The organism is Pseudorhodoferax aquiterrae, from assembly GCF_014652235.1.
GTDB classification, from domain to species: Bacteria; Pseudomonadota; Gammaproteobacteria; order Burkholderiales; family Burkholderiaceae_C; genus Pseudorhodoferax; species Pseudorhodoferax aquiterrae.
The window spans coordinates 523407-546368 of sequence record NZ_BMYK01000003.1; the positions used below are offsets into that span (position 1 = coordinate 523407).

Consider the following 22962-nt stretch of genomic DNA (forward strand, 5'->3'; position numbering starts at 1 on the left):
CACCCGGCCGCCTTTTTCGTTACCGGCGCAGGCTGAACACCCAGTCGCGGGCGCTCTGGTCTGCATAGCCTGCGATCCAGACGAAGTGGGCCGTCGGCGAGAAGAAGGTGCCCGTGGGATACAGCCGGGTCTGGTAGCGGATGCCGTTGGCATCGAGCAGCCGGATCAGGTTGAGGTAGGCCGGCTGCCGTACGTCGGGATCGTCCTCGGCGGCGACGACACGGATGCGGCCGTCGAGATACTGCTTGAGCCCGGCCCAGTTGTACGCATCGCCGCCGCCGGTGGTGGGCGATCCGGCCCATGCCGCGTTGACGAACAGCGCGGCGAAGGTCTGGGGGTAGCTTTCGGCCATGACCAGCGCGCCGTTGCCGCCCATCGACAGGCCGGTCAGGTAGACCCGGCCCGCATCGACCTTCTGCGTTGCCAGGACGCTCTGCAGCAGTTCGTAGGCCGCCTGCCCGTCCGAAGACAGCGCGCCGGCCGGGTCGGCGCCCGCCACCCAGGCGGTGTTGGCCTGGGGTGCGATGACGATCGCTTCCTTCGCCGGATTGGCCTCGGAATCCGCGGCCCAGACCGTGGCCTGCCGCGTGCGCTTGAGCACCATGTCGGACGGCTGGCCGCCCGCAGCCCGCTGGCCCACGCCGTGCAGCGCCAGCACCACGGGATAGGTCTTGGTGCTCGTGGCGTAGTTGGGAGGGAAATAGATGTGGTACTTGATCGCCGTTCCGTCGGCGCTGGTGAAGGTCTGCTCTGCACCGAACTTCGCGCGCAGCGCCGCATCGTTGTCCCGCACGATGCGCACGGTGTAATTCGCCGCTTCTCCGGTGGCCGGGTCGGCGACATTGATGGTGGCCGTCTGCACATACTCGACATCGAAGGCGGCGTAGCTCTGCGACAGCTTGACCATGTAGCCGGTGTTGCCCAGCGTCTGCGCCAGCGGCACCGCCTCGGGCGCGGCCACATCGGTGTTCGCAACGGTCGTGCTGTAGGCCCCTGCCGTGGTGGCGGCCGTGACGGTGGTCTGCGTGGCCGCGGCGTTGGCCGTAGGCTGCAGCAGCACGCCGTAGATGTCGCTCTGCACCCGCAGCGTGTAGTTGCGCACGTCCGGATCGAAGGCCGGCTCGAGCTTCTCGCCGTTGTGCGCACTCGTCGTCACCTGCAGGCCGGTCAGGCGCGGCGCGTCGCCGTCATCCCCTCCGCCGCCACAGGCGCCCAGGCTGGTCGCGGCCAGCAGGCCCAGTGCGAAACGTTTCTTCATGCATGTCTCCCATCGGCTCTTGTGTTGGGAACCACCGACCGAGCCACATCGGCGCCCCTCGGGTTCTTCGTTCACGGACGGAGGCGGCGCCGGGCCATGCCGGGCCGCAGGCACGCCGATGGCGGCGCGCCGGTCGCTCAACCCAGCCAGCCGCGGATGCGCTGGCCCAGTACGTCGCGGCTGATGCCGTAGCGGTCGTGCAGTGTGGGAAGGGCACCGGCGTCCAGGAAGGCATCGGGCAGCCCTGCCAGCTGGAACCCGGCCGGCTGCACGCGGTGGCGCAGCAGCGCCGAGGCCACGGCCTCGCCCAGGCCGCCGACCACCGAATGGTTCTCGGCCACGACCACCAGGCGCGGCCTGGCGCCCACGGCCGCCACGATGGTGGCTTCGTCCAGCGGCTTGATGGTGGGACAGTGCAGCACGGCCACGCCGATGTTGTCGCGCGCCAGGTCGGCCGCCACCTCCAGGGCCCGCATGGTCAGGATGCCGCTGGCGATGACGAGCACGTCGGCGCCCTCGCGCAGCATCTTGGCCTTGCCCAGCTCGAAGCGGTAGCCTTCGATCTCGTCGAGCACCAGCGGCACCTGGCCGCGCAGCAAGCGCATGTAGACGGGCCCCGGATGCGCCGCGATCTGGGGCACGGCCTGCGCGATGTCCAGCGCATCGCAGGGGTCGACGATGGTCAGGCCCGGCACGCCGCGCATCATCGCCAGGTCTTCGGTGGCCTGGTGGCTGGGCCCGTAACCGGTGGTCAGCCCCGGCAGCGCGCAGCAGATCTTGACGTTGAGGTGTTCTTCGGCGATCACCTGGTGGATGAAATCGTAGGCGCGCCGCGTGCCGAACACGGCATAGGTGGTGGCGAAGGGCACCAGACCCTCCTTGGCCAGCCCGCCCGCCGCACCCATGAGCAGCTGCTCGGCCATGCCCATCTGGAAGAAGCGCTCGGGATAGGCCTGCGCGAACAGGTGCAGGTCGGTGTACTTGGCCAGGTCGGCGGTGAGGCCCACCACCTCGGGCCGGCTGGCGGCGTAGTCCACGAGAGCCTTGCCGAACGGGGCCGCCTGAACGCGCTGGCCCTCGGAGGCGATGGAGGCGATCATGGCCGACGTGGTCAGCCGGGGCTTCTTCTCTGCGACGGCCGGGTTCATGCGGGCACTCCTTCGGTGGTGGGGACGGGGCGGTTCGCGTCGAGGATGGCGAGCGCTTGCTGCCATTCGGGTGGGTCGACGCGGATGAAGTGGTTCTTCTCGCGCTGCTCCAGGAAGGGCACGCCCTTGCCCATCAGCGTGTCGAACAGGATCACGCGCGGCTTGGCGTCCTGCAGCGCCCGGGCCGCATCGAAAGCGGTGCGCACGGCCGGCAGGTCGTTGCCGTCCACGCGCTGCACGTGCCAGCCGAAGGCCGCCCACTTGTCGGCCAGCGGCTCGAAGCCCAGCACCTTGCCCGACGGCCCGTCGGCCTGCTGGTTGTTGATGTCGACCAGGCAGATGAGGTTGTCGAGCCGGTGGTGGGCGGCAGACATGGCGGCCTCCCAGGTCGAGCCCTCGTCCAGTTCGCCGTCGCTCATGGAGTTGTAGACGAAGGCCGGGTTCTTCTTCTGCTTGAGCCCCAGCGCCATGCCCACGCCGATGACCAGGCCCTGGCCCAGCGAGCCGCCCGAAATTTCCATGCCGGGCGTGTAGCTGGCCATGCCCGACATGGGCAGTCGGCTGTCGTCGCTGCCGTAGGTTTCGAGTTCGGCCTCGGAAATAACGCCGGCCTCGATCAGCGCAGCGTAGTGCGCGATGGCGTAGTGGCCGTGCGACAGCAGGAAGCGGTCACGGCCCTCCCAGGCCGGATCGTCGGGGCGCAGCGCCAGCGCGTGGCGGTAGGCCACGGCCAGCACGTCGGCCCAGCCCAGGGCCTGGCCGATGTAGCCCTGGCCTTGCACCTCGCCCATGCGCAGGGCAAAACGGCGGATGCGCCAGGCGGCCTGGGCGAGCGCGTGGGCGCTGGCGGCGGGCGCCGCGGTGGAATCGGTCATGCAATCTCTCCTTGGAAAACGGTGGGGGGCGTCAGTTGAGGATCAGGCCGGGCCAGTAGGACACCAGCGCCAGCACGCCGAAGGCGACGAGGTAGAACGGACCGAGCTCGCGCACCGTGGCGCCGACCTTGACCTTGGCCAGCGCGCTGGTGATGAACAGCGTGGTGCCCACCGGCGGCGTGTACAGACCAATGGCCAGGTTCACGACCATCATGATCCCGAGCTGCGTCATCTCCATGCCGATGGACTGGGCCAGGGGCACGAAGACCGGGGTGAGCAACAGGACCGCCGCCGGCAGGTCGATGAACATGCCCAGGAACAGCATGAGCAGGTTCATCATGAGGATCACGAGCACCTTGGCGTGCACGTTTTGCTGCACCCATTGGGCGATGCCCTGGGGCATCTGGTCGAAGGTCAGCAGCCAGCCGATCGCGGCCGAGGCCATGATCACGAGCAGCACCACGCCGGTGGCCAGGCCGGCGTGCACGACCGCTGTGTTGAGCCGCTGCCAGCCGAGGTCGCGGTAGACGAGCACGGAGACGACCCCGGCGTACAGCGTGGAGAGCACGGCCACCTCGGTCGGCGTGGCGATGCCGAAGCGCAGGAAGACGATGATGAGCACGGGCAGCAGCACCGCCGGGAATGCATAGGCCAGGTGGCGGCGGAAGGCGGCGCCGTCGAAGGGCGCCGTGTCGCGCGGGAAGTTGCGGCGCCTGCCCACCCACCAGCAGGCGGCCATGAAGCCGGCGCACATCAGCAGGCCCGGCGCCACCCCGGCGACGAACAGGTCGGCGATGGAGGCATTGGCCGTCAGCGCGAACAGGATCATCGGGATCGACGGGGGGATCAGGATGTCGATGGTGGCGGCCGCCGCCAGCGTGGCCGCGGAGAACGCTGCCGGGTAGCCCAGCCGCTTGTGCCAGGGGATCATCAGCGAGCCGATGGCCGAGGCATCGGCCACGGCCGAGCCGGACACGCCGCCGAACAGCGTGGACGACAGCACGCCCACCTGGGCCGGTCCACCATGGAAGCGGCCGATCAATGCCGACAGCACGCCGACCAGCGCCTCGCCCAGCTTGCCGCCCATCATGAGACTGCCCGTCAGCATGAAGAACGGAATGGCGATCAGCGGGAAGCTCTGGACCTGGGCCACCATCTGCTGCACGAGCAGGTCCAGCGGCACCTTGTCGGAACTGGCGGCCGCGGCCATGGCGGCCACCAGCAATGCGTGGGCGATGGGCATGGCGGCCACGGCCGCCACCATGAAGACGAACAGAATGAGAACGCTCATGGCGGCTCCTTACCAGTGGGCGGTGGGAACGGCGCCGTCGGCCGCAGCCGCGTGCTGCGGCGCGGTGCACCAGGCGTGCCATGCCGACTGCAGGGCCAGCGCTGCCAGCAGCGCCATGCCCCCCATCACGCAACCGTAGGTGATGGAACCCGGCAGCTGCAGGATGGGCGACTTCTCGTCGTGCACGATCTCCAGCATGCGGAAGGTGGCCACGGACAGCGTGGCGTACATGCCGGCCACCACCAGCCACGCGAGCACGGCCACCACGCGGCGCACACCGGCCGGCACGGCGTCCATCAGGAAGGTGGTGGCGATGTGCGCGCTGTGCTGGGCGGCGATGACCACGCCGGCCATCACGAGCCAGGGAAACAGCAGCTCGGGCACTTCGTTGGCCCACGCCAGGCTGGAGCCGGTGGCATAGCGCAGCACCGTGTTGGCAACGAGGATCACGAAGATGACGGAGGTCGACAGCCACAGCACCACGCGGCAGATGCCGGTGATGGCGCCATCGACCCAGCCGGAAGGGGCTTGGGCCATGGGAGGTCTCCTGGAACGGGCGCGGGTCAGTTCGGCTGGGCCGCCGCGACGACCTTCTTGACGTACGGGCCGATCGGGCCGCTGGCCCATTTCGTCACGACTTCCGCGGTGGCCTTGGCGAACGGCGCCGCGGCCGGCGTCGTCACCTGCACGCCCTTGGCCTTCAGATCGGCCAGCAGCTTCTCGTCGGCCTCCTGCGAGAGCCGACGTTGCAGCGCCGTGGCCTCGGCCGCGGCCTCCTGCACGAGCTTGCGGTCGGCATCGGCGAGGCGGTCCCAGCTGCGCTTGCTCATGAGGAACGGCGTCATCTGGAACTGGTGGTTGGTCATGGCCAGGTGCTTCTGCACCTCGTAGAGCTTGCTGGCGTGGAAGTTCACGAGCGGGTTCTCCTGGCCGTCCACCACGCCCTGCTGCAACGCCACGTACAGCTCGGCGAACTTGATCTGCTGCGCCTCGGCGCCCAGCGCCTTCATGATGTCCACCAGCGTCGCGTCCGGCGGCACGCGCATCTTCAGGCCCTTGAGGTCTTCCGGCGCCTGGATCGGCCGCTTGCTGTTGGTCATCTGGCGGATGCCGTTGTCCCAGGTGCCCAGCAGCACCATGCCCTTGTCGGCCGAGCGCTCGGCCAGTTCCTTGCCGAGCGGGCCGTCCAGCAGCTTGAAGGCGGCCGCAGGGCTCGCGAACAGGAAGGGCATGCCGTAGGCCGCGTACTCGGGCACCGCATTGGCAACGGCGCCCTGCGAGTTCGCGCTCAGGTCCAGCGCGCCGGTGCGCAGCGCGGTGACCATGGCCGCGTCGTCGCCGAGCTGGCCCGAGGGCGCGACCTGCACCTCGATGCGGCCGCCCGATTTGGCCTTGAGGACTTCGGCGAACTTGACGGCGGCCTCGTGCCGCGGGTTGCCCAGCGCGGCGCCATGGCCCAGCGTGAGCTTGACGGCCTGGGCCGAGGCGCCGGCGGCGCACAGCAGGCCCAGCGTTGCGGCCAGCAGCGAGCGGACGAAATGGTGGCGGTTCATGGGGTTTGTCTCCGTGAGGTGTGCAAAGGGACAGGGGCGGCGTCAGTGGATCAACATGCCGCCGTTCACGTCGAGCGTGATGCCGGTGCAATAGGCGGACAGGTCGCTGGCGAGGAACACGCAGGCGCCGGCCACGTCGTCGGCACGGCCCAGACGGGCCAGCGGGATCGTGTCCTCGATGTCCTTCTTGCGTTCCGGGCTCAGCTTGCCCTGGGTGATGTCGGTCTCGATCAGGCCGGGCGTGATGCAGTTGATGCGGATGCCCTCGCCGCCGAACTCGCGCGCCATGGCGCGGGCCAGGCCCAGCACGCCGGCCTTGGCGGCCGAGTAGTGCGGGCCGCCGAAGATGCCGCCGCCGCGCTGCGCCGACACCGACGAGATGCAGACGATGGCGCCGCTCCCGGCCGCGCGCATGGCCGGCAGCACGGCCTGCGACATGTACAGCGTGCCGCGCAGGCTGACGTCCAGGATGCGGTCGTAGTCGGCGCCGGTGATGTCCAGCGTCTTGACGGGCTGGGTGATGCCGGCGTTGTTGACCAGGATGTCGATGCGGCCGAAGGCCTGCACGGCGGCGGCCGCGGCCGCCACGCAGGCGTCCTTCTCCGTCACGTCGCCCACCACGCCCAGATGGCCGGCCCCCAGGCGTGCGGCCGCCGCGGCGGGCTCGGCGCGCGCCAGGTCCATGACGACCACGCGCGCGCCCTGGGCGGCCATCTGCCGGGCGGTGGCGAAGCCCAATCCGTTGATGCCTGCGCCGCCGGTGACGATGGCGACCTTGTCCTTGAGCAGCATGCTGCGATCTCCTTGGCTGTGGTGGGGTGCGAAGCGCCAGCGGTGTGTCCCTGCTGGCGTGTCGGGGCGGATGTTCGTGGCCGCCCGACATGAAGACAAGCGATATCTCCTCAGGCTAAGATGACGGTTCTTCATTCAACCGCTGGGATAACCCTGTGGCCCATCTGCCCGCCACCACCACCCTGCTGGCCTTCGACGCGGTGGCACGGCGCCGCAGCTTCGCGCTCGCTGCGGCGGAACTGCACCTGACGCCTTCGGCCGTCAGCCACCAGATCGCCCGGCTGGAATCGGAACTCGGTGTGCGCCTGTTCGAACGCAGCGCGCACGGCGTGCACCTCAGCGATGCGGGGACGCGCTACCTCGACCGCGTGGGTGGCGCGCTGTCCGCGATCGCCTCGGCCACGGAAGACCTGCGCCAGGGCGTGCGCAACAGCCTGTACGTGCACTGCGCGCCCAGCATCGCGAGCCTGTGGCTGATGCCGCGCCTGCGCGGCTTCGCCCAGGCGCACCCGGACATTTCGCTGAACCTGTCCGCTGCGCACACGCACAGCGACTTCGCCCTGGGCCAGGCCGACGTGGACATCCGCTACGGTGTGCCGCAGTGGAGCGACCTGGTCGTCGAGCCGCTGTTCGAGGAAAGCATCGTTCCGCTGGCGAGCCCGGCCTTCATCCGCGAACACGGGCTGCGCCGCATCGACCAGTTGCGCGAGGTGCCCCTGATCCAGAGCAACGTGAGCATCGTGCAATGGCCCGACTGGCTGGTCGCGTTCTCCGACCAGCGGGCACCCGAGCGCTACGCGCTGCGCTTCGACCGCGCGCAGATGTCGCTGGACGCGGCGACGCAGGGGCTGGGGGTGGCGCTGGAGAGCGTCGTCAACGCGAGCGGGCACCTCGCGCAGCGCCAGCTCAAGCCCGTCTTCGGACTGGAACGGGCCATCCGCGTGAAGGCGCACTTCGTGGTGTACCCGCCGCGGCATGCGGGCCGGCCCGCGCTGGAAGCGTTCCTGGCCTGGATCCATGCCGAGGCGTCGCGGCAGCAGCCGCGCTGAGCCCTCCGGACCGATCGCCCAGGCCGGGCGGGTCGGGCAAGGCCCTCGCCTGCCGCGCCCACGGGCCGGCGCGCCCTCACTCCACCTTCACGTTCGCTTCCTTGATGCGCTCCAGCGCCTCGCGCCCGGAGTCCGCCGCCCAGCGGTCGAACTGCGCCGGGGAACTGGACGCCAGCGCCTCGTTGCCCGTGTCCAGCAGCTTGCGCTGGACCTGCGGATCGGCCAGCGCGCGGGTCGCGGCGGCGTAGAGCCGCTGCGTCACCTCGGCCGGCAGCTGGGCCGGCCCGAACAGGCCGAACCAGAAGCTGAACGCGAAGCCCGGCAGGCCCTGCGCGGCCAGCGTGGGCAGCCCCGGCACCACGGCCGAGGGCTGCTCCGTCGTCACGCCCAGCATCTTCACGGTACCGGGCCGGCCCAGCGGCAGCACCGAGGCGGCCGTGCCGAAGGACAGCTGCACGTCGCCCGCCGCCACCGCCTGCAGCGCGGGCGCGCCGCCCTTGAACGGGATGTGCACCATCTGCCCGCCCACGGCCTTCTCGAAGCTCAGCGCGGCGATGTGCGGCGAGCCGCCGATGCCAGAGGACGAGTAGTTCATCTTGCCCGGCTGCGCGCGCACCTTGGCCACCAGGTCCTGCACGCTGTCGATGCCCAGGTCCTTGTTCACGGCCAGCACCAGGGGCGAGACCGTCAGGCGCGTGATGGGCGTGAAGTCCGTGGGCTGGTACCTGACCTTGTACAGGTGCTGGTCGATGCCGTAGAGCGTGGCCGTGGCCAGTCCCAGCGTGTAGCCGTCGGCCGGCGCGCGCCACAGCAGCGAGGAGGCCAGCGTGCTGCCCGCCCCGGGCTTGTTGTCCACCACGATGGACTGGCCCAGTTCCTTGCCCATGGCCTCGGCCACGATGCGCGCGATGAGGTCGGCCGCGCCCGAGGGCGAGTAGCCGACGATGAGCCGGATCGGCCGGTTCGGGTAGGGCTGGGCCAGCGCGGTGGCGGCAGCGGTCGCGAGTGCAGCGGCAAGCAGCAGGGTCTTCATCGTGGCTCCCGGGTTCAACGGCCGGCAAAGCGCGGCGCGCGCTTCTCGCGCCAGGCGGCCTGGCCTTCGCGCAGGTCGGCCGAGTCGGCGGCGCGCGCCATGTCGGCATGCAGCGCGTCCACGTCCAACCGGCCGCGCGCGATGCGGTTCAGGTGCTGCTTCATGCCCAGCATGGCCAGCGGCGCCATGCCCGCGCAGGTCTGCGTGAGCCGGTCCACCGCGGCGGGCAGTTCGTCCGGCGCCAGCAGCTGCGTGAGAAAACCGATCGCGCGCATCTCCTCGGCGCCGATCTTCTCGGCCGTGAGGAACAGGCGTTTGGCGGTGTCCAGGCCCAGGCGGCTCACATAGCGCTCCAGCCCGCCCTGGTAGAAGTGCAGGCCCAGCCGCGCGGCCGGCATGAACATGTCGATGCCCTGGGCACCCAGGCGAAAGTCGCAGGCCAGCGCGAGATCGGTGCCGCCACCGTAGACGCTGCCGTGCAGCACCGCGATGGTCACCGGGCGGGCCGCTTCGAGCGCATCGACCACGCCCTCGAAGTTGACCTTGCGCGCCGCGCCGATCTGGCCGATGTCGTAGCCGCTGCAGAAATACTTTCCCAGGGCGCGCAGCTGCAGCACCAACACCTCGGGCCGCGCATTGACGGCGGCGATCTGCTCGGCCAGCGTGGCCAGGTCCTCGGGGGTCAGGCGGTTGGCCTGCTGGGGGCGGCGCAGCGTGATGGTGGCGACGGGGCCGGCGCACTGCAGTTCAGGAAGTTCCATGCTCATCGTCCCTCGAAGACGGGGTTGCGTTTTTCCATGAAGGCGCGGCGGCCTTCCTGGTAGTCGGCGCTGTCGAAGCAGCGGTCCACCGCGGCCGCCACGGCGCTGTCGTCGGCCGCGCTGTAGCGTTCGAACAGGCGCACAGCCGCCTTGGCGGCCTGCACGGTCAGCGGCGCGTTGGCGGCCACGCGGGCCGCGTAGGCGCGTACCGCAGTCTCCAGTTCCTCGGGCGGCAGCAGGTGGTTGACCAGGCCCAGGCGCAGCGCCTCGTCGGCCTCGATCTGCCGTGCGCTGAACAGCAGGTCCTTGGCCGCCGAGGGGCCGACCACGCGCGCCAGCGCCGCCAGGCCCTCGTACTCGTAGCCCAGGCCCAGCCGCGCCGCCGGGATGCCGAAGCGCGAGCCCTCGGCGGCAAAGCGCAGGTCGGCCGCCAGGGCCAGCGCGAGGCCGCCGCCGATGCAAAAGCCCTGCACCATCGCGATCAGCGGCTTGTCGAGCCGGGCCAGGCCGCGGTGCGCGCGCGAGGCGGTCTCGCCATAGAGGCGCTTTTGTTCGGCGTTGGCGCGGTGCTGCTCGAACTCGCTGATGTCGGCCCCGGCCGCGAAGGACAGGCCACCCGCGCCGTGCAGCACGACCACGCGCACGGCCGGCTCGGCCTGCAGGGCCTCGGCCGCCTCGCCCAGACCCTGCCACATGGCCAGCGACATGGCGTTGCGCCGCTCGGGCTGGTTGATGGTGATCCAGCCCACGCCGTCCTCGACGCGGGCAAGGATCTTGTCGGTGGACAGCGCCAGGTTCATGCCGCCGCTCCCGATGTGCGCAATGCCGCGATCGCCTCGGGCGCGTAGCCCAGCTCCGCGAGCAGCGCATCGGTCTGCTCGCCCGGGTCGGGGGCGGCATGGTGGAAGCGCTCGGGGTGCGGGAAGGCCGAGAGGTTGATCGGCGAGCGGATCAGCTGCACCTCGCCCAGCACCGGGTGCTGGGCGGGCCGCGTCATGCGCAGGTGCCTGACCTGCGGGTCCTCGAAGGCCTGGCCGATGTCGTAGACCGGGCCGCAGGGCACGCCGGCCGGGTTGAGCCGCTCGACGAGTTCGGCCACCGTGAACTGGCGGGTGACGGCGTTGATCTCGGCGTCGAGCCGGCGCCGGTGTTGCACGCGGCCTGCGAACTCGCGGTAGTCGGCGTTGTCGGCCAGGTGCGTGGCCTGCAGCGCGCGGCAGAAGCCGGCCCACATCGCCTGCGTGCTGGCGCAGATGTTGACCTGGCCGTCGCTGGCCTCGAAGGTGCCCATGGGCACCTGGGTCGGGTGGGCGTTGCCCTCCTGCCCCGGTACCTCGCCGTTGACCGTGTAGCGTGCGGCCTGGAAATCGAGCTTGTTGAGCATGCCCTCGATCAGCGAGGTGTGGACCCACTGGCCCTGGCCCGTGCGCTCGCGGTGCAGCAGCGCCAGCAGGATGCCCTGGCCCAGGAACATGCCGGCCGTGGTGTCGGAGATCGCGATGCCGGCGCGCACCGGGCCGCGGCCGGGCTCGCCCGTGACCGAACTCAGGCCCGACATGCCCTGCACGATCTGGTCCACGCCGGGCCGGCCGGCATAGGGGCCGTCCTGGCCGAAGCCCGAGATGCTGGCCAGGATGATGCGCGGGTTGCGCGCGCGCAGCTGCTCGTAGTTCAGGCCCAGGCGGTCCTTGACGACGGAGCGGAAGTTCTCGACCACCACGTCGCTGCGCGCGATCAGGCGGTCCAGCACCTCGGCGCCCTCGGGCGTCTTGAGGTCCACGCACAGGCTGCGCTTGTTGCGGTGCAGGTTCTGCTCGTCCGAGCCGCGACGCCGGCCCGTCACGGAGCCGCGGTCCTTGGGCGGAGGTGCCTCCAGGCGCGTGACATCGGCGCCCCAGTCGGCCAGCAGACGCACGGCCGTGGGGCCGGCGCGCGCGATCGTGAGGTCCAGCACGCGGTAGCCCGAGAGCGGGAGCGAGGAAGCGGTGGTGTCCATGGTTGTTTCCGGGTGGTTCAACGGTTCGGGCCGGGCGTGGCCCAGAGTTCGCGGAAGGCGCGCCGCGGGTCGTCCACGGCGCGGGTCTGGGACGCCGGGCCGTCGAACACCAGGGTGCTGCGCCGGGCCAGCGTGAAGGTCGGCCAGGCCGGCGTGCGCGCGTTGTTGGGGTCGCCCGTGGCGGCGAAGGCGAGCCAGGCGCTGGCCAACTGGTCGGCCAGCGCCAGGTTCTCGGCGCTGGGGCCGTTCAGGCCCATGCGGATGTCGTGCAGGCTGGGGCCGATGTCCACGCCGTGCGGCGCGCCGTAGCGGCCGCCGTACGCCGGGCTCGGGGTCTTCCAGAGGTACGTCCAGACCGGCGCGCCGCCCTGCGTTGCATGTTGCGCCGCCTTGCGCTCGGCCTGCAACTGCGCGCCCAGCCGGAACGTGGTGTCGGTGTCGATGCGGGCCTGCAGCACGAAGGGCGTGGCGCGCGGGTCTTCGGCGCGGTACATGGCCACCAGCGCGGCCGCGTCCAGGCCCGCTCGCCCGGCCAGCTTGCCTTCGGCGAACTTCAGCAGGCTGGCCTCGTCGAGGTCGAAGTTGACCTGGCGGTAGGCGCGCTCGTCCAGCGTGGTGCTGATGAGCATGGGCACGCGGGCCGACATCGCCGGTGCATCCGGATCGAAGGGGTGGCGCGCGATGGCCACGCCGTCCACCACGGGTGCGAAGGCGCGCGGCGCCTCGCCCTGCTGGCGGTCGACGCGCTCGAACGCCAGCTGCACGGCCAGCAGCTGCTCCATGGGCAGCTGGTGCAGCTTGTCCAGGGCGCCGCTCTTGACGTCGAGCGCGGCCAGGAAGCGCGCGGCGGTGTCGTGCGCGGTCGCCTGCGGCATGGCCCGGATGCCCGACCCGCTCATCACGCCGGCGCGGTGGAACAGGCCTTGCGCCGAGGGCATGGCCATCAGCGTGCTGGTCTTGAGCCCGCCACCGGATTGGCCGAAGACCAGCACGCGCGCGGGGTCGCCGCCGAAGGCCTCCACGTTCTCGCGCAGCCAGCGCAGGCCGGCCACGATGTCGAGCATGCCGGCGGCGCCGGACTGCGCGTAGCGCTCGCCGCCATGGCCGGCCAGGTGCAGGTAGCCGAAGGCGCCGAGCCGGTGGTTCAGCGTGACGAAGACCGCGTCGCCGAAGCGCGCCATCATCTCGCCGTCGAACTGCGGCGAGTTGCCCGAGCCGGCGTAGTGGCCGCCGCCGTGCAGGTGCACGAGCACAGGGCGTTTGGCCGCCTTGTCGGGCGACGGGGTCCACAGGTTCAGCACCAGGCAGTCCTCGCCCATGCCGCCGGGCTGCAGGTCGTAGGCGATCAGGTCGGCGTAGGCGTGGCGGCGATCGGCCGGCATCTGCGGCGCGTGGTTGCCGTAGGCCGTGGCATCGCGCACGCCGGCCCAGGGCGCCACGGGCTGGGGCGGCAGGAAGCGGTTGGCGCCCGCAGTGTCGGCCCCGTAGCGCAGGCCCTTGAACACGTGGATGCCGCCGGATTTCAGGCCGCGCACCTTGCCCTGCGCGGTCTCGACGACGGAGAAGACCGGGTGCTCGTTCATGGCGCGTACGCCGCCCGCGAACATGCCGGCCGCGGCGCCCAGCCAGTGACGGCGTGACAGTGTTGGCATGGTGTCTCCTTCACGCCAGCACGGCCACGCCGGCCGGGTCGATGGACAGCAGCGACTCGTGGCCCAGTTCCAGCACATGGCCGGGCGCGGCATGCACCTTGAGCGGTGCGCCGCCGGCCAGCGGCCGCACCAGGTAGTCCCAGTACCCGCCCAGGTAGGTGCGTGCGACCACGGCCACCTGGCCCAGCGCCAGCAGGCTGCCGCCCGCCGCGCCCAGGCTCAGCGACTGCGGCCGGATCGACACCTGGGCCTGGGCCTGGTCCTTGCCCGAAAAACCCGCGACAGGCACGGCACCGGCCAGGCCTGGCAACTGGAACCGGCCTGCGCGCAATTCCCCCTGCACCAGATTGGTCTGGCCGATGAAGCCTGCCACGAAGGGCGTGCGCGGGCGGTTGTAGAGGTTCCAGGGCGTGTCGATCTGCTCGAGCCGGCCCTGGTTCAGCACCGCGATGCGGTCGGAGATCGTCATGGCCTCGGCCTGGTCGTGCGTGACGTAGACCGTGGTGAAGCGGAACTCGTCGTGCAGGCGGCGGATCTCGCCAGCCATCTCCTCGCGCAGGTGGGCGTCCAGGTTGGACAGCGGCTCGTCGAGCAGCAGCACCTCGGGCCGCACCACCATGGCGCGGGCCAGCGCCACACGCTGCTGCTGGCCGCCCGAGAGCTCTGCGGGGTAGCGCTGCGCCAGAGGACCGAGCTTGACCACGTCCAGCATCTCGGCCACGCGGCGCTGGACCTCCGCGGCCGGCGCCTTGCGCACCGCGAGGCCGAAGGCCACGTTCTCGGCCACGGTCATGTTGGGCCAGATCGCGTAGCTCTGGAAGATCATGGACATGCCGCGGTGCTCGGGCGGCACGGTGCGTCTGGCGCCCGAGATCTCGCGGCCGTCCACCGCGATGGCGCCTTCGCTGAGTTCGACGAAGCCCGCCACCATGCGCAGCGTGGTGGTCTTGCCGCAGCCCGAGGGCCCCAGCAGGGTCACGAGTTCGCCCTGGCGCAGCTGCAGGCTCAGGTCGTCGACCACGGCCGTGCTGCCGTAGCGCTTGCTCACGTGGGAGAGTTCGAGTTTCGACATGGTGTTCCTTCTTAGGAGCGGCGCAACATGAAGTCGCGCCCCGCGATGCGCATGCCCAGGCCGACGACGGCCGTCACGATGACGACCAGCACCACGCCCATGGCCGCGAGCACCTCGTAGTTGCCCTGCTCGCTCAAGTCCAGCGTGAGCACCGAGACCACGCGCGAGGCCGGCCCGGTCAGAAACACGGCCGTCGAGAGCTCCTTGGTGCAAATCACGAAGACCAGGATGAACACGCCCGCCAGCGGCTTGGACAGCAGCGGCACGACGATGCGGCGCAGCACCGTGAGCCGGCCGGCGCCCAGGATGCGGCCGGCCTCCTCGAGCTCAGGGTTCAGCGAGCGGATCGAGGCACCGCTGGCCACCACCGCGATGGGCAGGAAGCGCGTGGTGAACGCGACCACGATCAACAGCCCCGTGCCGTACAGCGAGAACGGCGGGCCCGCGTAGGCCGCGTACAGGCCGATGGCCAGCACCAGGCCCGGCACCGCGACCGGCGCCAGCGCCAGGAACTCCAGCAGCTTCGGCAGCGGCGTGATGCGGCGTTGCGTGGCATAGGCCACGCACAGGCCCATGCCCACGCAGACCAGCGCGGTGGCGGTGGAGTACAGCACCGTGTTGAGCAGGGCCGAGCGCACCGTCAGCTGCGCGAAGAAGATGGCGTGGAAGTTGTCCAGCGTGAAGTTGCCGGCCACCACGCCGCGGCCCCAGGCCTTGGACACCGAGGCCAAGAGCAGGATGGCCAGCGGCAGCAGCACCGAGAGCAGGCCCACCAGCGCGGCGTAGGCCGCGAGCGGCCACTTCCACCCGCCGATGTCGAAGGGCCGGCGCTCGCCGCCCTTGCCCGACACCGAGACGAAGCCCTTCTTCGCCAGCAGCCGGCGCTGCAGCACCAGCATGGCGATCGTCAGCGCGAGGATGGGCATGGAGAAGGCGGCGGCCTGCTCCACGCGCAGCGGGTACTCGAAGAACGAGACGATCTGCGTGGTGGCGAGGTTGAGCCCCGCGGGAATCGCGATCAGCGCCGGCGTGCCGTACAGCGCGATCGTCTCCAGGAAGATCAGGATGCCGGCGCCGACGATGGAGGGCAGCACCAGCGGCAGCGTCACGCGCGCCAGCGTGTGGAACTTGCCGGCGCCGTGGATGGATGCCGCGTCCTCCAGCTCGGTGGAGACCAGGTCCAGCGCCGACTTGGTGAACACGTAGACCAGCGGGTAGGTGTACAGCGCGATGACGAAGGCCAGGCCCCAGAAGCTGAAGATGTTCAAGGGCCCGCTGTCGGCGCCGGTCAGCGCGGCCCAGCCGCGGTTGAGCCAGCCCGCGTTGGGGCCGGCCAGCAGGATCCAGGCGATGGCGCCCAGGAAGTTGGGCATCACGAAGGCCGCCAGCACCGACAGGTGCGTGAGCCCGCGGCCCGGCATGTTGGTGCGCGAGACCGCCAGTGCCAGCGGCACGCCCAGCAGCGCGGCCAGCCCCGTGACGGCCAAGCCCAGGTAAAGCGAGTTGAGCAGGGCCTGCAGGTGCCGGCTGCGGCCCAGCGCGGCCGCGTAGCTGGCCAGGGAGAAGCCGCCGTCGGCCCCGCGCAGGCTCTCGGCCACGAGGCGCAGGATGGGGTTGGCGACCAGCAGCACGAGCAGCGCGATGAGCAGGCCGAACAGCCACAGCGCGGGGTCGGCCCAGCGGCTCGGTGCGGCGCGCCCTGGCGCACGCACGCGCATCAGCAACTCCGTCATCGCCGGCTCCCTGCGCATACCACCGTGCCGATGGCCGCGGAGCAGGCCAGGCGAGTGACCGCCGCGGAACGGGCTCTGCCCGGCCGCTGGCGGTGCCCCCCTTCGCGCAGCGGAAGGGGGGAGCGGCGCAGCCGCCTGGGGGGTTGGTCCGAATCAAACACCGAATGCGTCCTTCCAGAGTTCGACCACCTGCGGCAGCTCGTCGCGCATCTGCTGGGGCGTGGGCGCCAGCGTCTTGGCCGAGCCCATCGCGGGCAGACCGCCCGGCGGCTTCAAGCCCGTGCGCAGCGGGATGCCGAACTCGGCGCGGCCCAGCTCCACCACGTCGTCGCTGCCGATCAGCCACTCCATGAAGAGCCGGCTGGCGTTGGGCCGCTTGGAGCTGGCCATCACCGCCGAAGGCGAGACCACCATCACCAGCCCTTCCTTGGGCACCACCCAGCCGACCGGGTTGCCGCGGTCGGCCACGCGGGCGGCCAGCGTGATCGGGCCGGCCGAGACCGAGCGCTCGCCGGAGTTCACGGTGGTCACCGTGTCGATCGTGGAGCGGCCGACCTGCACCTTGTTGTCGGCCAGCTTCTTGAACCAGGCGTCGCCGTACAGGCGGCGCATCTCCAGGCTCCAGGCCCCGGCCGCGCCGCTGAAGCCCGGGTGCGCGACCGAGGCCAGGCCGCGCCACTTGGGGTCCAGCAGATCGTTCCAGCTGGTCGGCACATCGGCGCCCTGCACCTTCTGCTTGTTGTAGACCAGGCCCATGGGAAAGGCGCTGGTCACGTGGTAGGCGCCGTCCGGGTCCAGGTTCTGCAGGTGGCGGTCGAGCTGGGCCACCGAGGGCGGCGTGTAGGGCAGCAGCAGCTTGCGCGCCTTGAGGTCCAGGAAGTGCGCGAGGTCGGTGGAGGAGAACACGTCGCAGGCCGGTGTGCCGGCCTTGAGGTCCTGGTTCAGCCTCTGGAACGCCACCTGCGCCGTGGTGCGCACCACGTTCACGCGGATGCCAGGGTAGCGCTCGCTGAAGCGCCGGCCCATGGTCTCGGCCAGCTCGGACGGATAGGGCACGACGTACCAGGTCAGCTCGCCCTCCTTCTTCGCGGCGGCGTAGAGGGCGTCCAGCGGCTGCGCCCGCACGAGGGCCGGCGCGGCCAGCGTGGCGGCAAGGGCGCCGAAACGGCGGCGTGTGAGGGCCATAGGGATGTCTCCATCGTTCGTTGTCGTCGGCAAAGTGTACGGATGGAATTCAAAAGAATCCACATAGCGTTTATCCGTATTCTTATAAAACAGGCCTGCGCCGACATTCACGCCCATGCAAAGCACAGCCATCCACATCCACCGCCACGGCGACCCCGACGTTCTCGAAGGCGTGCAGGTCGACGTGCCACCGCCGGCCGCCGGCGAGATCCGCATCCGCCAGAGCGCGATCGGGCTCAACTTCGCCGACATCTACCAGCGCAAGGGCGCACACGGCCCGCATGCGCCCACGCCGTTCCCGATCACGCTCGGGGCCCAGGGGGCGGGCGTGGTGGAGGCGCTCGGCACGGGCGTCACGGGCTGGCGCGTGGGCCAGTCCGTGGCCTACTTCCACCCCGGCGCCTACCAGGCCGTGCGCAACGTGCCGGCCACGCGCGTGCTGGCCCTGCCGTCCGGCATTTCCGAGGAGCAGGCCGGCGCCAACCTGCTGCGCGGGCTGACGGCCGAATACCTGCTGCGCCGGCTCTACGTGGTGCAGCCCGGCGACGCCGTGCTCGTGCATGCGGCCGCTGGCGGCATGGGCGTGCTGCTGTCGCAATGGGCGCGCGCGCTGGGCGCCACCGTGATCGGCACCGTGGGCTCGGCTGCCAAGGCCGATGTGGCGCTGGCCCATGGCTGCCACCACGTGATCGACTACCGGCGCGAAGACTTCGTGGCGCGCACGCTGGCGCTGACGGGGGGCGAAGGCGTGGCCGTGGTCTACGACGCGGTGGGCAAGGACGTCTTCGTGCCCTCGCTGGCCTGCCTGCGCCAGCTGGGCATGGCCATCAACTACGGCACGGCCTCGGGCGACGTCGAGGGCCTGGACCTGCAACTGCTGCACGCCAAATCGCTGAGCGTGTGCCGGCCCACGCTGCGCAGCTTCATCGCCACACCCGCCGACCTGCAGCGCTCCGCGGCCGCCTTCTTCGCGGCCGTCGACAGCGGGCAACTGCGGCTGGAGGTGGGCAGCCGCTACGCGCTGGCCGACGTGCAGCAGGCCCACCGCGACCTGGAGGGCCGCGCGACCACGGGCGCGCCGGTGCTGGTGCCATGATGAAGCTGTTCCACGGCTGGCTCTCCAGCGCCTCGCGCCGCGTGCGCCTGTGCCTGGCCGAGAAGGGCATGCCCTACGAGAGCGTGGCCATCGACATGGGCCGCCAGGAGCACCATTCGCCGCAATTCCTGGCCATGAACCCGAACGGCGTGGTGCCCGCGCTGGAGCTGGCGCCCGGCCGCTTCCTGCACGAGAGCTCCACCATCTGCGAGTACCTGGACGAGATCCAGCCCACGCCGCCGCTGCGGCCCGACGACCCGTACGCGCGCGCCTGCATGCGCAACTTCGTGCGCTGGACCGACGAGCATTGCCTGCCGCACCTGCTCATCCTGAACTGGAGCCTGGCGCTGCAGCCCACGGCCAGCCAGTGGAGCGACGACGAACTGCAGGCCAGGCTCGCGCGCATCCCCACGGCGGAGCGGCGCGAGGCCTGGCTGCGCATCGCCCGCCGGCCCTACACCGAGGGGGAGAAGGCGGCCGCGCTGGCCAAGCTGCTGCGCCTGCCAGACCGCATGGAGGAGATGCTGGCGCAAGCGCCCTGGCTGTTCGGCGAGCGCTACACGCTGGCCGACATCGCAGCCGTGCCCTTCATCGCGCGCATCGCCGAACTGGCACCGCAGGCGCTCGACGCCGACGCCCATCCGCGCGTGCAGGCCTGGTGGCATGCCGTGCAGCAGCGGCCGGCCTTCACGCAGGCCCGGCTCGAGCGCTTCGACACCGTGTTGAAAGCGCGCGCGGCCGCCTGAACGCCCTCGCTAAGATGCCGGCCAGGAGTGCATGACGACATGGCCAGTGCCCGCATCAACCTCGGCGACCAGATCCGCCAGACCCTCGAAGAGGAGATCCTTTCCGGCAAGCTCGACGCCGGCTCACGCATCGACGAGCAGGTGCTGATGGACCGCTTCGGCGTCTCGCGCACGCCCGCGCGCGAGGCCATCAAGCACCTGACCGCCGCCGGGCTGGTCACGCCGCTGTCGCGCCAGGGCGCCGTGGTGGCCTCGCTCTCGGTGCCCGAATACATCGCGATGCTGGAGATCCTCATGCAGCTCGAGGGCCTGGCCGCGCGCCTGGCCGCGCGCCGCATGCCCACCGCGCAGCGCCAGCAGCTCGAAGAGGCCCACGCCGCCTGCGGCCGCGCGGCGGCGAAGAACGATGCGGAGGAATATGGCCAGGCCAACCGCGTGTTCCACGAGATCATCTACGACGGCAGCCTGAACGAGGTGCTGGCGCGCCAGCTGCGCGCCATGCGGCTGCGCATGCGGCATCCGCGCCGCGCGCTGTTCGACCGGCCCAACCGCATCCGCCATTCGCTGGCCGAGCATGCGGTGATCCTGCAGGCCATCGTGTCGGGCGACGAGAACGCCGCCTTCCAGGCCATGACCGACCACATCTCCAGCGGCGGCAACGTCTACGCCGACGCGATCGCGAGCATGCCGCTGCGGGCGGTGCCGGCCGATGAACCGGCGGACGCGGCTCTGCAGCGCCGGCGCAGCCGGAGCGCGAACGTCTAGGCGCTTGCCGGGGCGCGCAGTGCGTCCATGGGCTTGGTGGGCCGCTGCGTTCGGCCGGAAGAGCGATCCGGACCGGTCGACCGGTGACCGGGTCGCTTCGGAACTTGCTGCTGGACACCGCTGGTCGTTTTATTGTGTAAGTAGCCTGCGCAATCACGTTGGGCCTCCTGAAAGCGAGTAGCCTGGGGATCCCACCGGCACACGAGGAGATCTCTCATGGTCAAAGTCGCTTTGTTCGTTCGCCTCGAAGCGAAACCCGGCAAAGAAAGCGCGGTGGAGAGCTTCCTGATGAGTGGCCTTCCCCTCGTCATGGAGGAGCCCGCCACGACGGCCTGGTTTGGGATACGTCTTGGGCCAACGACCTTCGGCATCTTCGATGCCTTCCCCGATGAAGCCGGAAGGCAGGCGCATCTCTCCGGCAAGGTCGCGGCGGCCTTGATGGCAAAGGCCGGAGAACTGTTCTCTGCGCCGCCTTCCATCGAGAAGGTCGACGTGCTTGCCGCAAAACTACCCGGCTAGCAAGCCGACGCCGATCGGGTCACGAGCGCCTGCGCGGCTCCGCCTGCATGCGCGGCGGAACGTCCTACCCCCGCAGGCCCGTCGCCTGCCGCACACTCCGCCGACCTCGTGCCGACTGGTGCGCCAGCGCATCGCTGGAACGCGCGCTGCAGACAAAACCCTTCAATCCGCGTAGCCCGGGTTCACCCGGTCCAGCACGCGCATCATGGCGGCGAAGTACAGCGCCTCGCGCTCGGCGCGCGGGTGGCTGTCGTTGGGGTTGGGCTTGTCCACCTTGGCGACCATCTCGTCGGACAGCAGGGCCAGCGGCTTGCCGGTGGCCATGGCCAGCAGCTGCGCCTTGCACACGCGCTCGAGCCGGTACAGCCGGCGGTAGGCCTGGGCCACGGTGTCGCCCACGGTCACCACGCCATGGTTCTTCATGAACAGCACGTGCTTGTCGCCGATGATGCCGGCCAGGCGCTCGCCTTCGCTGAGTTCGGCCGCCAGGCCCGTGTAGCCATCGTCGTAGGCGATGTTCTTGGCGAGGAAGGCGGCCGTCTGGCTGCCGGGCAGCAGGCGGTTGTCCTGCAGCATGTTCAGCGCCAGCGCCCAGGTCTGGTGGGTGTGCAGCACCACCTTGGCGCCCGTGATGCGGTGCAGCGGCGCGTGGATGCTCAGCGCGCTGAGCTCCAGGCTGCCCTGGCCTTCCAGGATATCGCCCTGCTCGTTGAACACGATCAGGTCGCTGGCCCGGGCCTCGGACCAGTGCAGGCCGAAGGGCAGGACCAGGAAGCGGTCCGTCGTGCCGGGCACGACCATGGTGAAGTGGTTGTCGATGCCTTCTTCCAGGCCGTCGTGCACGGCCAGCCGGTTGGCGGCGGCCAGGTGCACGCGCGCCTGCCGCACGGCGTCGTCGGCCGGGACCGCGTGCAGATGGCCATAGGTTCTCGGTGCTGTGGTGTTCATGGAGCCTCGTGGGGTACAGGGTTGACGTAAAGTCCCGCCGTCGCCGGACGGGCAGCTGGTCCGCAGGCATTGTCCCCCGTTGATCCCGAAGAGCTGTCCCGTATGAAACTGCTGCTGCAACGCGTGCGCCAGGCCCAGGTGGTCGTCGACGGCGAAACCATCGGTGCCATCGACCGGGGCCTGCTGGCGCTGGTCTGCGCCGAACGTGGCGACACCGAGGAGAAGGCCGACAAGCTGCTGGCCAAGATGCTCAAGCTGCGCATCTTCTCGGACGCAGCCGGCAAGATGAACTTGAGCGTGCAGGACGTGGGCGGCGGCCTGCTGCTGGTGAGCCAGTTCACGCTGGCGGCCGACACCGGCAGCGGCAACCGGCCCGGCTTCTCGGGCGCGGCCGCGCCCGAGGACGGCCGCCGCCTGTACGACCACTTCGTCGCGCGGGCGCGGGCGTTGCACCCCGTCGTGGCCACGGGGCGCTTCGCCGCCGACATGCAGGTGCACCTGGTCAACGACGGGCCCGTCACGATTCCAATGCAAAGCTGAGGAGACGACATGAGCAAAGAGACGGTAGGACTGATCGGCCTGGGCGCCATGGGCGCCGGCATCGCCGCCACGCTGCGGCGCAACGGCCACGCGCTGCGCGTGTGCGACGTGCGGCCCGGTGTCGCGGCCGCCTTCGCGGCAGATGGGGGCACGGCCTGCGCCAGCCCGGCCGAGGTGGCGCAGGGCAGCGACGTGGTGGTCTCGGTGGTCGTCAACGCGCAGCAGACCGAGGCCGTGCTGTTCGGCGAGCACGGTGCAGCCGCGGCCATGGCCCCCGGCAGCGTGTTCGTGATGTGCTCCACGGTCGACCCGAACTGGTCGGTCGCGCTCGAGGCGCGGCTGGCCGCGCTGGGCCTGCTCTACATCGACGGCCCGATCTCGGGCGGCGCCGCCAAGGCGGCCGGCGGCCAGATGACCATGATGACGGCCGGCACGCCCGCGGCCTACGCCAAGGCCGGCGGCGTGCTGGAGGCCATGGCCGGCAAGGTCTACCGCCTGGGCGAGAAGGCCGGCGCCGGCAGCAAGGTCAAGATCATCAACCAGTTGCTGGCCGGCGTGCACATCGCGGCGGCGGCCGAGGCCATGGCGCTGGGTCTGCGCGAAGGCGTGGACGCCGCCGCGCTGTACGAGGTCATCACGCACAGCGCGGGCAACAGCTGGATGTTCGAGAACCGCATGGCCCACGTGCTGGCCGGCGACTACACGCCGCTGTCCGCCGTGGACATCTTCGTCAAGGACCTGGGCCTGGTGCTGGACACCGCGCGCGCCAGCAAATTCCCGCTGCCGCTGGCCGCCACGGCGCACCAGATGTTCATGCAGGCGTCGACGGCCGGGCATGCGGGCGAGGACGACAGCGCGGTCATCAAGATTTTTCCGGGAATCACGCTGCCCAAGGCGGGCTGAGAGCAACCGTCTTTCGTGTCAAGCGTTGTGAAGCGAATCGTCCCAAT

The 22962-nt window shown here is 70.6% G+C and carries 23 protein-coding genes; 7 read left to right on the forward strand and 16 right to left on the reverse strand.

Annotation, left to right across the window (positions count from 1 at the left end; genetic code table 11):
* Nucleotides 1-19 precede the first annotated feature (19 nt).
* The 7 genes from IE209_RS07805 to IE209_RS07835 all read right to left on the reverse strand — a co-directional run bounded on the left by IE209_RS07805 (nucleotide 20) and on the right by IE209_RS07835 (nucleotide 6917).
* Nucleotides 20-1258, reverse strand: coding sequence for a carboxylesterase family protein (locus tag IE209_RS07805; protein WP_189686383.1), 1239 nt, complete (start codon nucleotides 1256-1258; stop codon nucleotides 20-22).
* A 137-nt stretch (nucleotides 1259-1395) separates the two neighbouring features.
* Nucleotides 1396-2406 carry a transketolase family protein gene (locus tag IE209_RS07810; RefSeq protein ID WP_189686384.1) on the reverse strand — a complete coding sequence of 337 codons (1011 nt, stop codon included), beginning with the start codon at nucleotides 2404-2406 and terminating at the stop codon, nucleotides 1396-1398.
* Nucleotides 2403-3281, reverse strand: coding sequence for a transketolase (locus tag IE209_RS07815; RefSeq protein WP_189686385.1), 879 nt, complete (start codon nucleotides 3279-3281; stop codon nucleotides 2403-2405). The genes IE209_RS07810 and IE209_RS07815 overlap by 4 nt, the downstream gene beginning before the upstream one ends.
* A gap of 31 nt (nucleotides 3282-3312) precedes the next feature.
* A complete protein-coding gene (locus tag IE209_RS07820; RefSeq protein ID WP_189686386.1) occupies nucleotides 3313-4572 on the reverse strand; it encodes a TRAP transporter large permease in 1260 nt (419 codons plus the stop codon).
* A gap of 9 nt (nucleotides 4573-4581) precedes the next feature.
* Nucleotides 4582-5109 (reverse strand): TRAP transporter small permease, encoded by a 528-nt coding sequence (locus tag IE209_RS07825; RefSeq protein ID WP_189686387.1) that lies wholly within the window; start codon nucleotides 5107-5109, stop codon nucleotides 4582-4584.
* A gap of 26 nt (nucleotides 5110-5135) precedes the next feature.
* Nucleotides 5136-6125, reverse strand: coding sequence for a TRAP transporter substrate-binding protein (locus IE209_RS07830; RefSeq protein WP_189686388.1), 990 nt, complete (start codon nucleotides 6123-6125; stop codon nucleotides 5136-5138).
* A 42-nt stretch (nucleotides 6126-6167) separates the two neighbouring features.
* Nucleotides 6168-6917, reverse strand: a complete 750-nt coding sequence (locus IE209_RS07835) for an SDR family NAD(P)-dependent oxidoreductase (protein WP_189686389.1) — start codon at nucleotides 6915-6917, stop codon at nucleotides 6168-6170.
* 155 nt (nucleotides 6918-7072) lie between these two features.
* Here IE209_RS07835 and IE209_RS07840 point away from each other — a divergent pair, with 155 nt between their 5' ends.
* On the forward strand, nucleotides 7073-7966 hold the full coding sequence (locus IE209_RS07840; RefSeq protein ID WP_189686390.1) for a LysR substrate-binding domain-containing protein: 894 nt from the start codon (nucleotides 7073-7075) through the stop codon (nucleotides 7964-7966).
* A 76-nt stretch (nucleotides 7967-8042) separates the two neighbouring features.
* Here the strand turns inward: IE209_RS07840 and IE209_RS07845 are convergent, their stop codons facing one another.
* From IE209_RS07845 to IE209_RS07880, 8 genes are all read right to left on the reverse strand, one after another.
* Nucleotides 8043-8999: a Bug family tripartite tricarboxylate transporter substrate binding protein gene (locus tag IE209_RS07845; RefSeq protein ID WP_189686391.1), complete on the reverse strand. Its 957-nt coding sequence runs from the start codon at nucleotides 8997-8999 to the stop codon at nucleotides 8043-8045.
* Nucleotides 9000-9013: 14 nt separating this feature from the next.
* The gene (locus tag IE209_RS07850; protein ID WP_373305299.1) at nucleotides 9014-9760 is read right to left on the reverse strand and encodes an enoyl-CoA hydratase/isomerase family protein; all 747 of its coding nucleotides are present in this window, start codon (nucleotides 9758-9760) and stop codon (nucleotides 9014-9016) included.
* Nucleotides 9761-9762: 2 nt separating this feature from the next.
* Complete coding sequence (locus tag IE209_RS07855; RefSeq protein ID WP_189686393.1) at nucleotides 9763-10560, reverse strand: enoyl-CoA hydratase; 798 nt, start codon at nucleotides 10558-10560, stop codon at nucleotides 9763-9765.
* Complete coding sequence (locus IE209_RS07860) at nucleotides 10557-11756, reverse strand: CaiB/BaiF CoA transferase family protein (protein WP_189686394.1); 1200 nt, start codon at nucleotides 11754-11756, stop codon at nucleotides 10557-10559. Before IE209_RS07860 ends, IE209_RS07855 begins: the two co-directional genes overlap by 4 nt.
* A 17-nt stretch (nucleotides 11757-11773) precedes the next feature.
* Nucleotides 11774-13408 (reverse strand): carboxylesterase/lipase family protein, encoded by a 1635-nt coding sequence (locus IE209_RS07865; RefSeq protein ID WP_229882730.1) that lies wholly within the window; start codon nucleotides 13406-13408, stop codon nucleotides 11774-11776.
* Nucleotides 13409-13418: 10 nt separating this feature from the next.
* Nucleotides 13419-14480, reverse strand: a complete 1062-nt coding sequence (locus IE209_RS07870) for an ABC transporter ATP-binding protein (RefSeq protein ID WP_189686395.1) — start codon at nucleotides 14478-14480, stop codon at nucleotides 13419-13421.
* An 11-nt stretch (nucleotides 14481-14491) separates the two neighbouring features.
* Nucleotides 14492-16213, reverse strand: coding sequence for an ABC transporter permease (locus IE209_RS07875; protein WP_229882731.1), 1722 nt, complete (start codon nucleotides 16211-16213; stop codon nucleotides 14492-14494).
* Between the two features lie 153 nt (nucleotides 16214-16366).
* Nucleotides 16367-17398, reverse strand: a complete 1032-nt coding sequence (locus IE209_RS07880; RefSeq protein WP_189686396.1) for an ABC transporter substrate-binding protein — start codon at nucleotides 17396-17398, stop codon at nucleotides 16367-16369.
* Nucleotides 17399-17513: 115 nt separating this feature from the next.
* Between IE209_RS07880 and IE209_RS07885 the strand changes: the two genes are divergently transcribed.
* The 4 genes from IE209_RS07885 to IE209_RS07900 all read left to right on the forward strand — a co-directional run bounded on the left by IE209_RS07885 (nucleotide 17514) and on the right by IE209_RS07900 (nucleotide 20524).
* Nucleotides 17514-18494 carry a quinone oxidoreductase family protein gene (locus IE209_RS07885; protein WP_189686397.1) on the forward strand — a complete coding sequence of 327 codons (981 nt, stop codon included), beginning with the start codon at nucleotides 17514-17516 and terminating at the stop codon, nucleotides 18492-18494.
* Nucleotides 18494-19240, forward strand: a complete 747-nt coding sequence (locus IE209_RS07890; RefSeq protein ID WP_189686398.1) for a glutathione S-transferase family protein — start codon at nucleotides 18494-18496, stop codon at nucleotides 19238-19240. The genes IE209_RS07885 and IE209_RS07890 overlap by 1 nt, the downstream gene beginning before the upstream one ends.
* Before the next feature lie 39 nt (nucleotides 19241-19279).
* Nucleotides 19280-20005 (forward strand): GntR family transcriptional regulator, encoded by a 726-nt coding sequence (locus tag IE209_RS07895; protein WP_189686399.1) that lies wholly within the window; start codon nucleotides 19280-19282, stop codon nucleotides 20003-20005.
* Nucleotides 20006-20221: 216 nt separating this feature from the next.
* A complete protein-coding gene (locus tag IE209_RS07900) occupies nucleotides 20222-20524 on the forward strand; it encodes a putative quinol monooxygenase (RefSeq protein ID WP_189686400.1) in 303 nt (100 codons plus the stop codon).
* A 162-nt stretch (nucleotides 20525-20686) separates the two neighbouring features.
* Here IE209_RS07900 and IE209_RS07905 read toward each other — a convergent pair whose 3' ends face one another.
* Nucleotides 20687-21472 carry a class II aldolase/adducin family protein gene (locus IE209_RS07905; RefSeq protein WP_189686401.1) on the reverse strand — a complete coding sequence of 262 codons (786 nt, stop codon included), beginning with the start codon at nucleotides 21470-21472 and terminating at the stop codon, nucleotides 20687-20689.
* A gap of 102 nt (nucleotides 21473-21574) precedes the next feature.
* On the opposite strand from IE209_RS07905, the gene dtd reads away from it, so the two are divergent.
* Both dtd and ltnD read left to right on the forward strand, forming a co-directional pair.
* Nucleotides 21575-22012, forward strand: a complete 438-nt coding sequence (gene dtd, locus IE209_RS07910; RefSeq protein ID WP_189686402.1) for a D-aminoacyl-tRNA deacylase — start codon at nucleotides 21575-21577, stop codon at nucleotides 22010-22012.
* A gap of 9 nt (nucleotides 22013-22021) precedes the next feature.
* A complete protein-coding gene (ltnD, locus tag IE209_RS07915) occupies nucleotides 22022-22915 on the forward strand; it encodes an L-threonate dehydrogenase (RefSeq protein ID WP_189686403.1) in 894 nt (297 codons plus the stop codon).
* Nucleotides 22916-22962 lie beyond the last annotated feature (47 nt).

What these genes read in the sequence shown, in the direction of transcription:
- IE209_RS07805 (WP_189686383.1), bottom strand. Translation starts at nt 1,258, where the DNA reads ATGAAGAAACGTTTCGCACTGGGCCTGCTGGCCGCGACCAGCCTGGGC.
- IE209_RS07810 (WP_189686384.1), bottom strand. Translation starts at nt 2,406, where the DNA reads ATGAACCCGGCCGTCGCAGAGAAGAAGCCCCGGCTGACCACGTCGGCC.
- IE209_RS07815 (WP_189686385.1), bottom strand. Translation starts at nt 3,281, where the DNA reads ATGACCGATTCCACCGCGGCGCCCGCCGCCAGCGCCCACGCGCTCGCC.
- IE209_RS07820 (WP_189686386.1), bottom strand. Translation starts at nt 4,572, where the DNA reads ATGAGCGTTCTCATTCTGTTCGTCTTCATGGTGGCGGCCGTGGCCGCC.
- IE209_RS07825 (WP_189686387.1), bottom strand. Translation starts at nt 5,109, where the DNA reads ATGGCCCAAGCCCCTTCCGGCTGGGTCGATGGCGCCATCACCGGCATC.
- IE209_RS07830 (WP_189686388.1), bottom strand. Translation starts at nt 6,125, where the DNA reads ATGAACCGCCACCATTTCGTCCGCTCGCTGCTGGCCGCAACGCTGGGC.
- IE209_RS07835 (WP_189686389.1), bottom strand. Translation starts at nt 6,917, where the DNA reads ATGCTGCTCAAGGACAAGGTCGCCATCGTCACCGGCGGCGCAGGCATC.
- IE209_RS07845 (WP_189686391.1), bottom strand. Translation starts at nt 8,999, where the DNA reads ATGAAGACCCTGCTGCTTGCCGCTGCACTCGCGACCGCTGCCGCCACC.
- IE209_RS07850 (WP_373305299.1), bottom strand. Translation starts at nt 9,760, where the DNA reads ATGGAACTTCCTGAACTGCAGTGCGCCGGCCCCGTCGCCACCATCACG.
- IE209_RS07855 (WP_189686393.1), bottom strand. Translation starts at nt 10,560, where the DNA reads ATGAACCTGGCGCTGTCCACCGACAAGATCCTTGCCCGCGTCGAGGAC.
- IE209_RS07860 (WP_189686394.1), bottom strand. Translation starts at nt 11,756, where the DNA reads ATGGACACCACCGCTTCCTCGCTCCCGCTCTCGGGCTACCGCGTGCTG.
- IE209_RS07865 (WP_229882730.1), bottom strand. Translation starts at nt 13,408, where the DNA reads ATGCCAACACTGTCACGCCGTCACTGGCTGGGCGCCGCGGCCGGCATG.
- IE209_RS07870 (WP_189686395.1), bottom strand. Translation starts at nt 14,480, where the DNA reads ATGTCGAAACTCGAACTCTCCCACGTGAGCAAGCGCTACGGCAGCACG.
- IE209_RS07875 (WP_229882731.1), bottom strand. Translation starts at nt 16,213, where the DNA reads ATGACGGAGTTGCTGATGCGCGTGCGTGCGCCAGGGCGCGCCGCACCG.
- IE209_RS07880 (WP_189686396.1), bottom strand. Translation starts at nt 17,398, where the DNA reads ATGGCCCTCACACGCCGCCGTTTCGGCGCCCTTGCCGCCACGCTGGCC.
- IE209_RS07885 (WP_189686397.1), top strand. Translation starts at nt 17,514, where the DNA reads ATGCAAAGCACAGCCATCCACATCCACCGCCACGGCGACCCCGACGTT.
- IE209_RS07890 (WP_189686398.1), top strand. Translation starts at nt 18,494, where the DNA reads ATGAAGCTGTTCCACGGCTGGCTCTCCAGCGCCTCGCGCCGCGTGCGC.
- IE209_RS07895 (WP_189686399.1), top strand. Translation starts at nt 19,280, where the DNA reads ATGGCCAGTGCCCGCATCAACCTCGGCGACCAGATCCGCCAGACCCTC.
- IE209_RS07900 (WP_189686400.1), top strand. Translation starts at nt 20,222, where the DNA reads ATGGTCAAAGTCGCTTTGTTCGTTCGCCTCGAAGCGAAACCCGGCAAA.
- IE209_RS07905 (WP_189686401.1), bottom strand. Translation starts at nt 21,472, where the DNA reads ATGAACACCACAGCACCGAGAACCTATGGCCATCTGCACGCGGTCCCG.
- dtd (WP_189686402.1), top strand. Translation starts at nt 21,575, where the DNA reads ATGAAACTGCTGCTGCAACGCGTGCGCCAGGCCCAGGTGGTCGTCGAC.
- ltnD (WP_189686403.1), top strand. Translation starts at nt 22,022, where the DNA reads ATGAGCAAAGAGACGGTAGGACTGATCGGCCTGGGCGCCATGGGCGCC.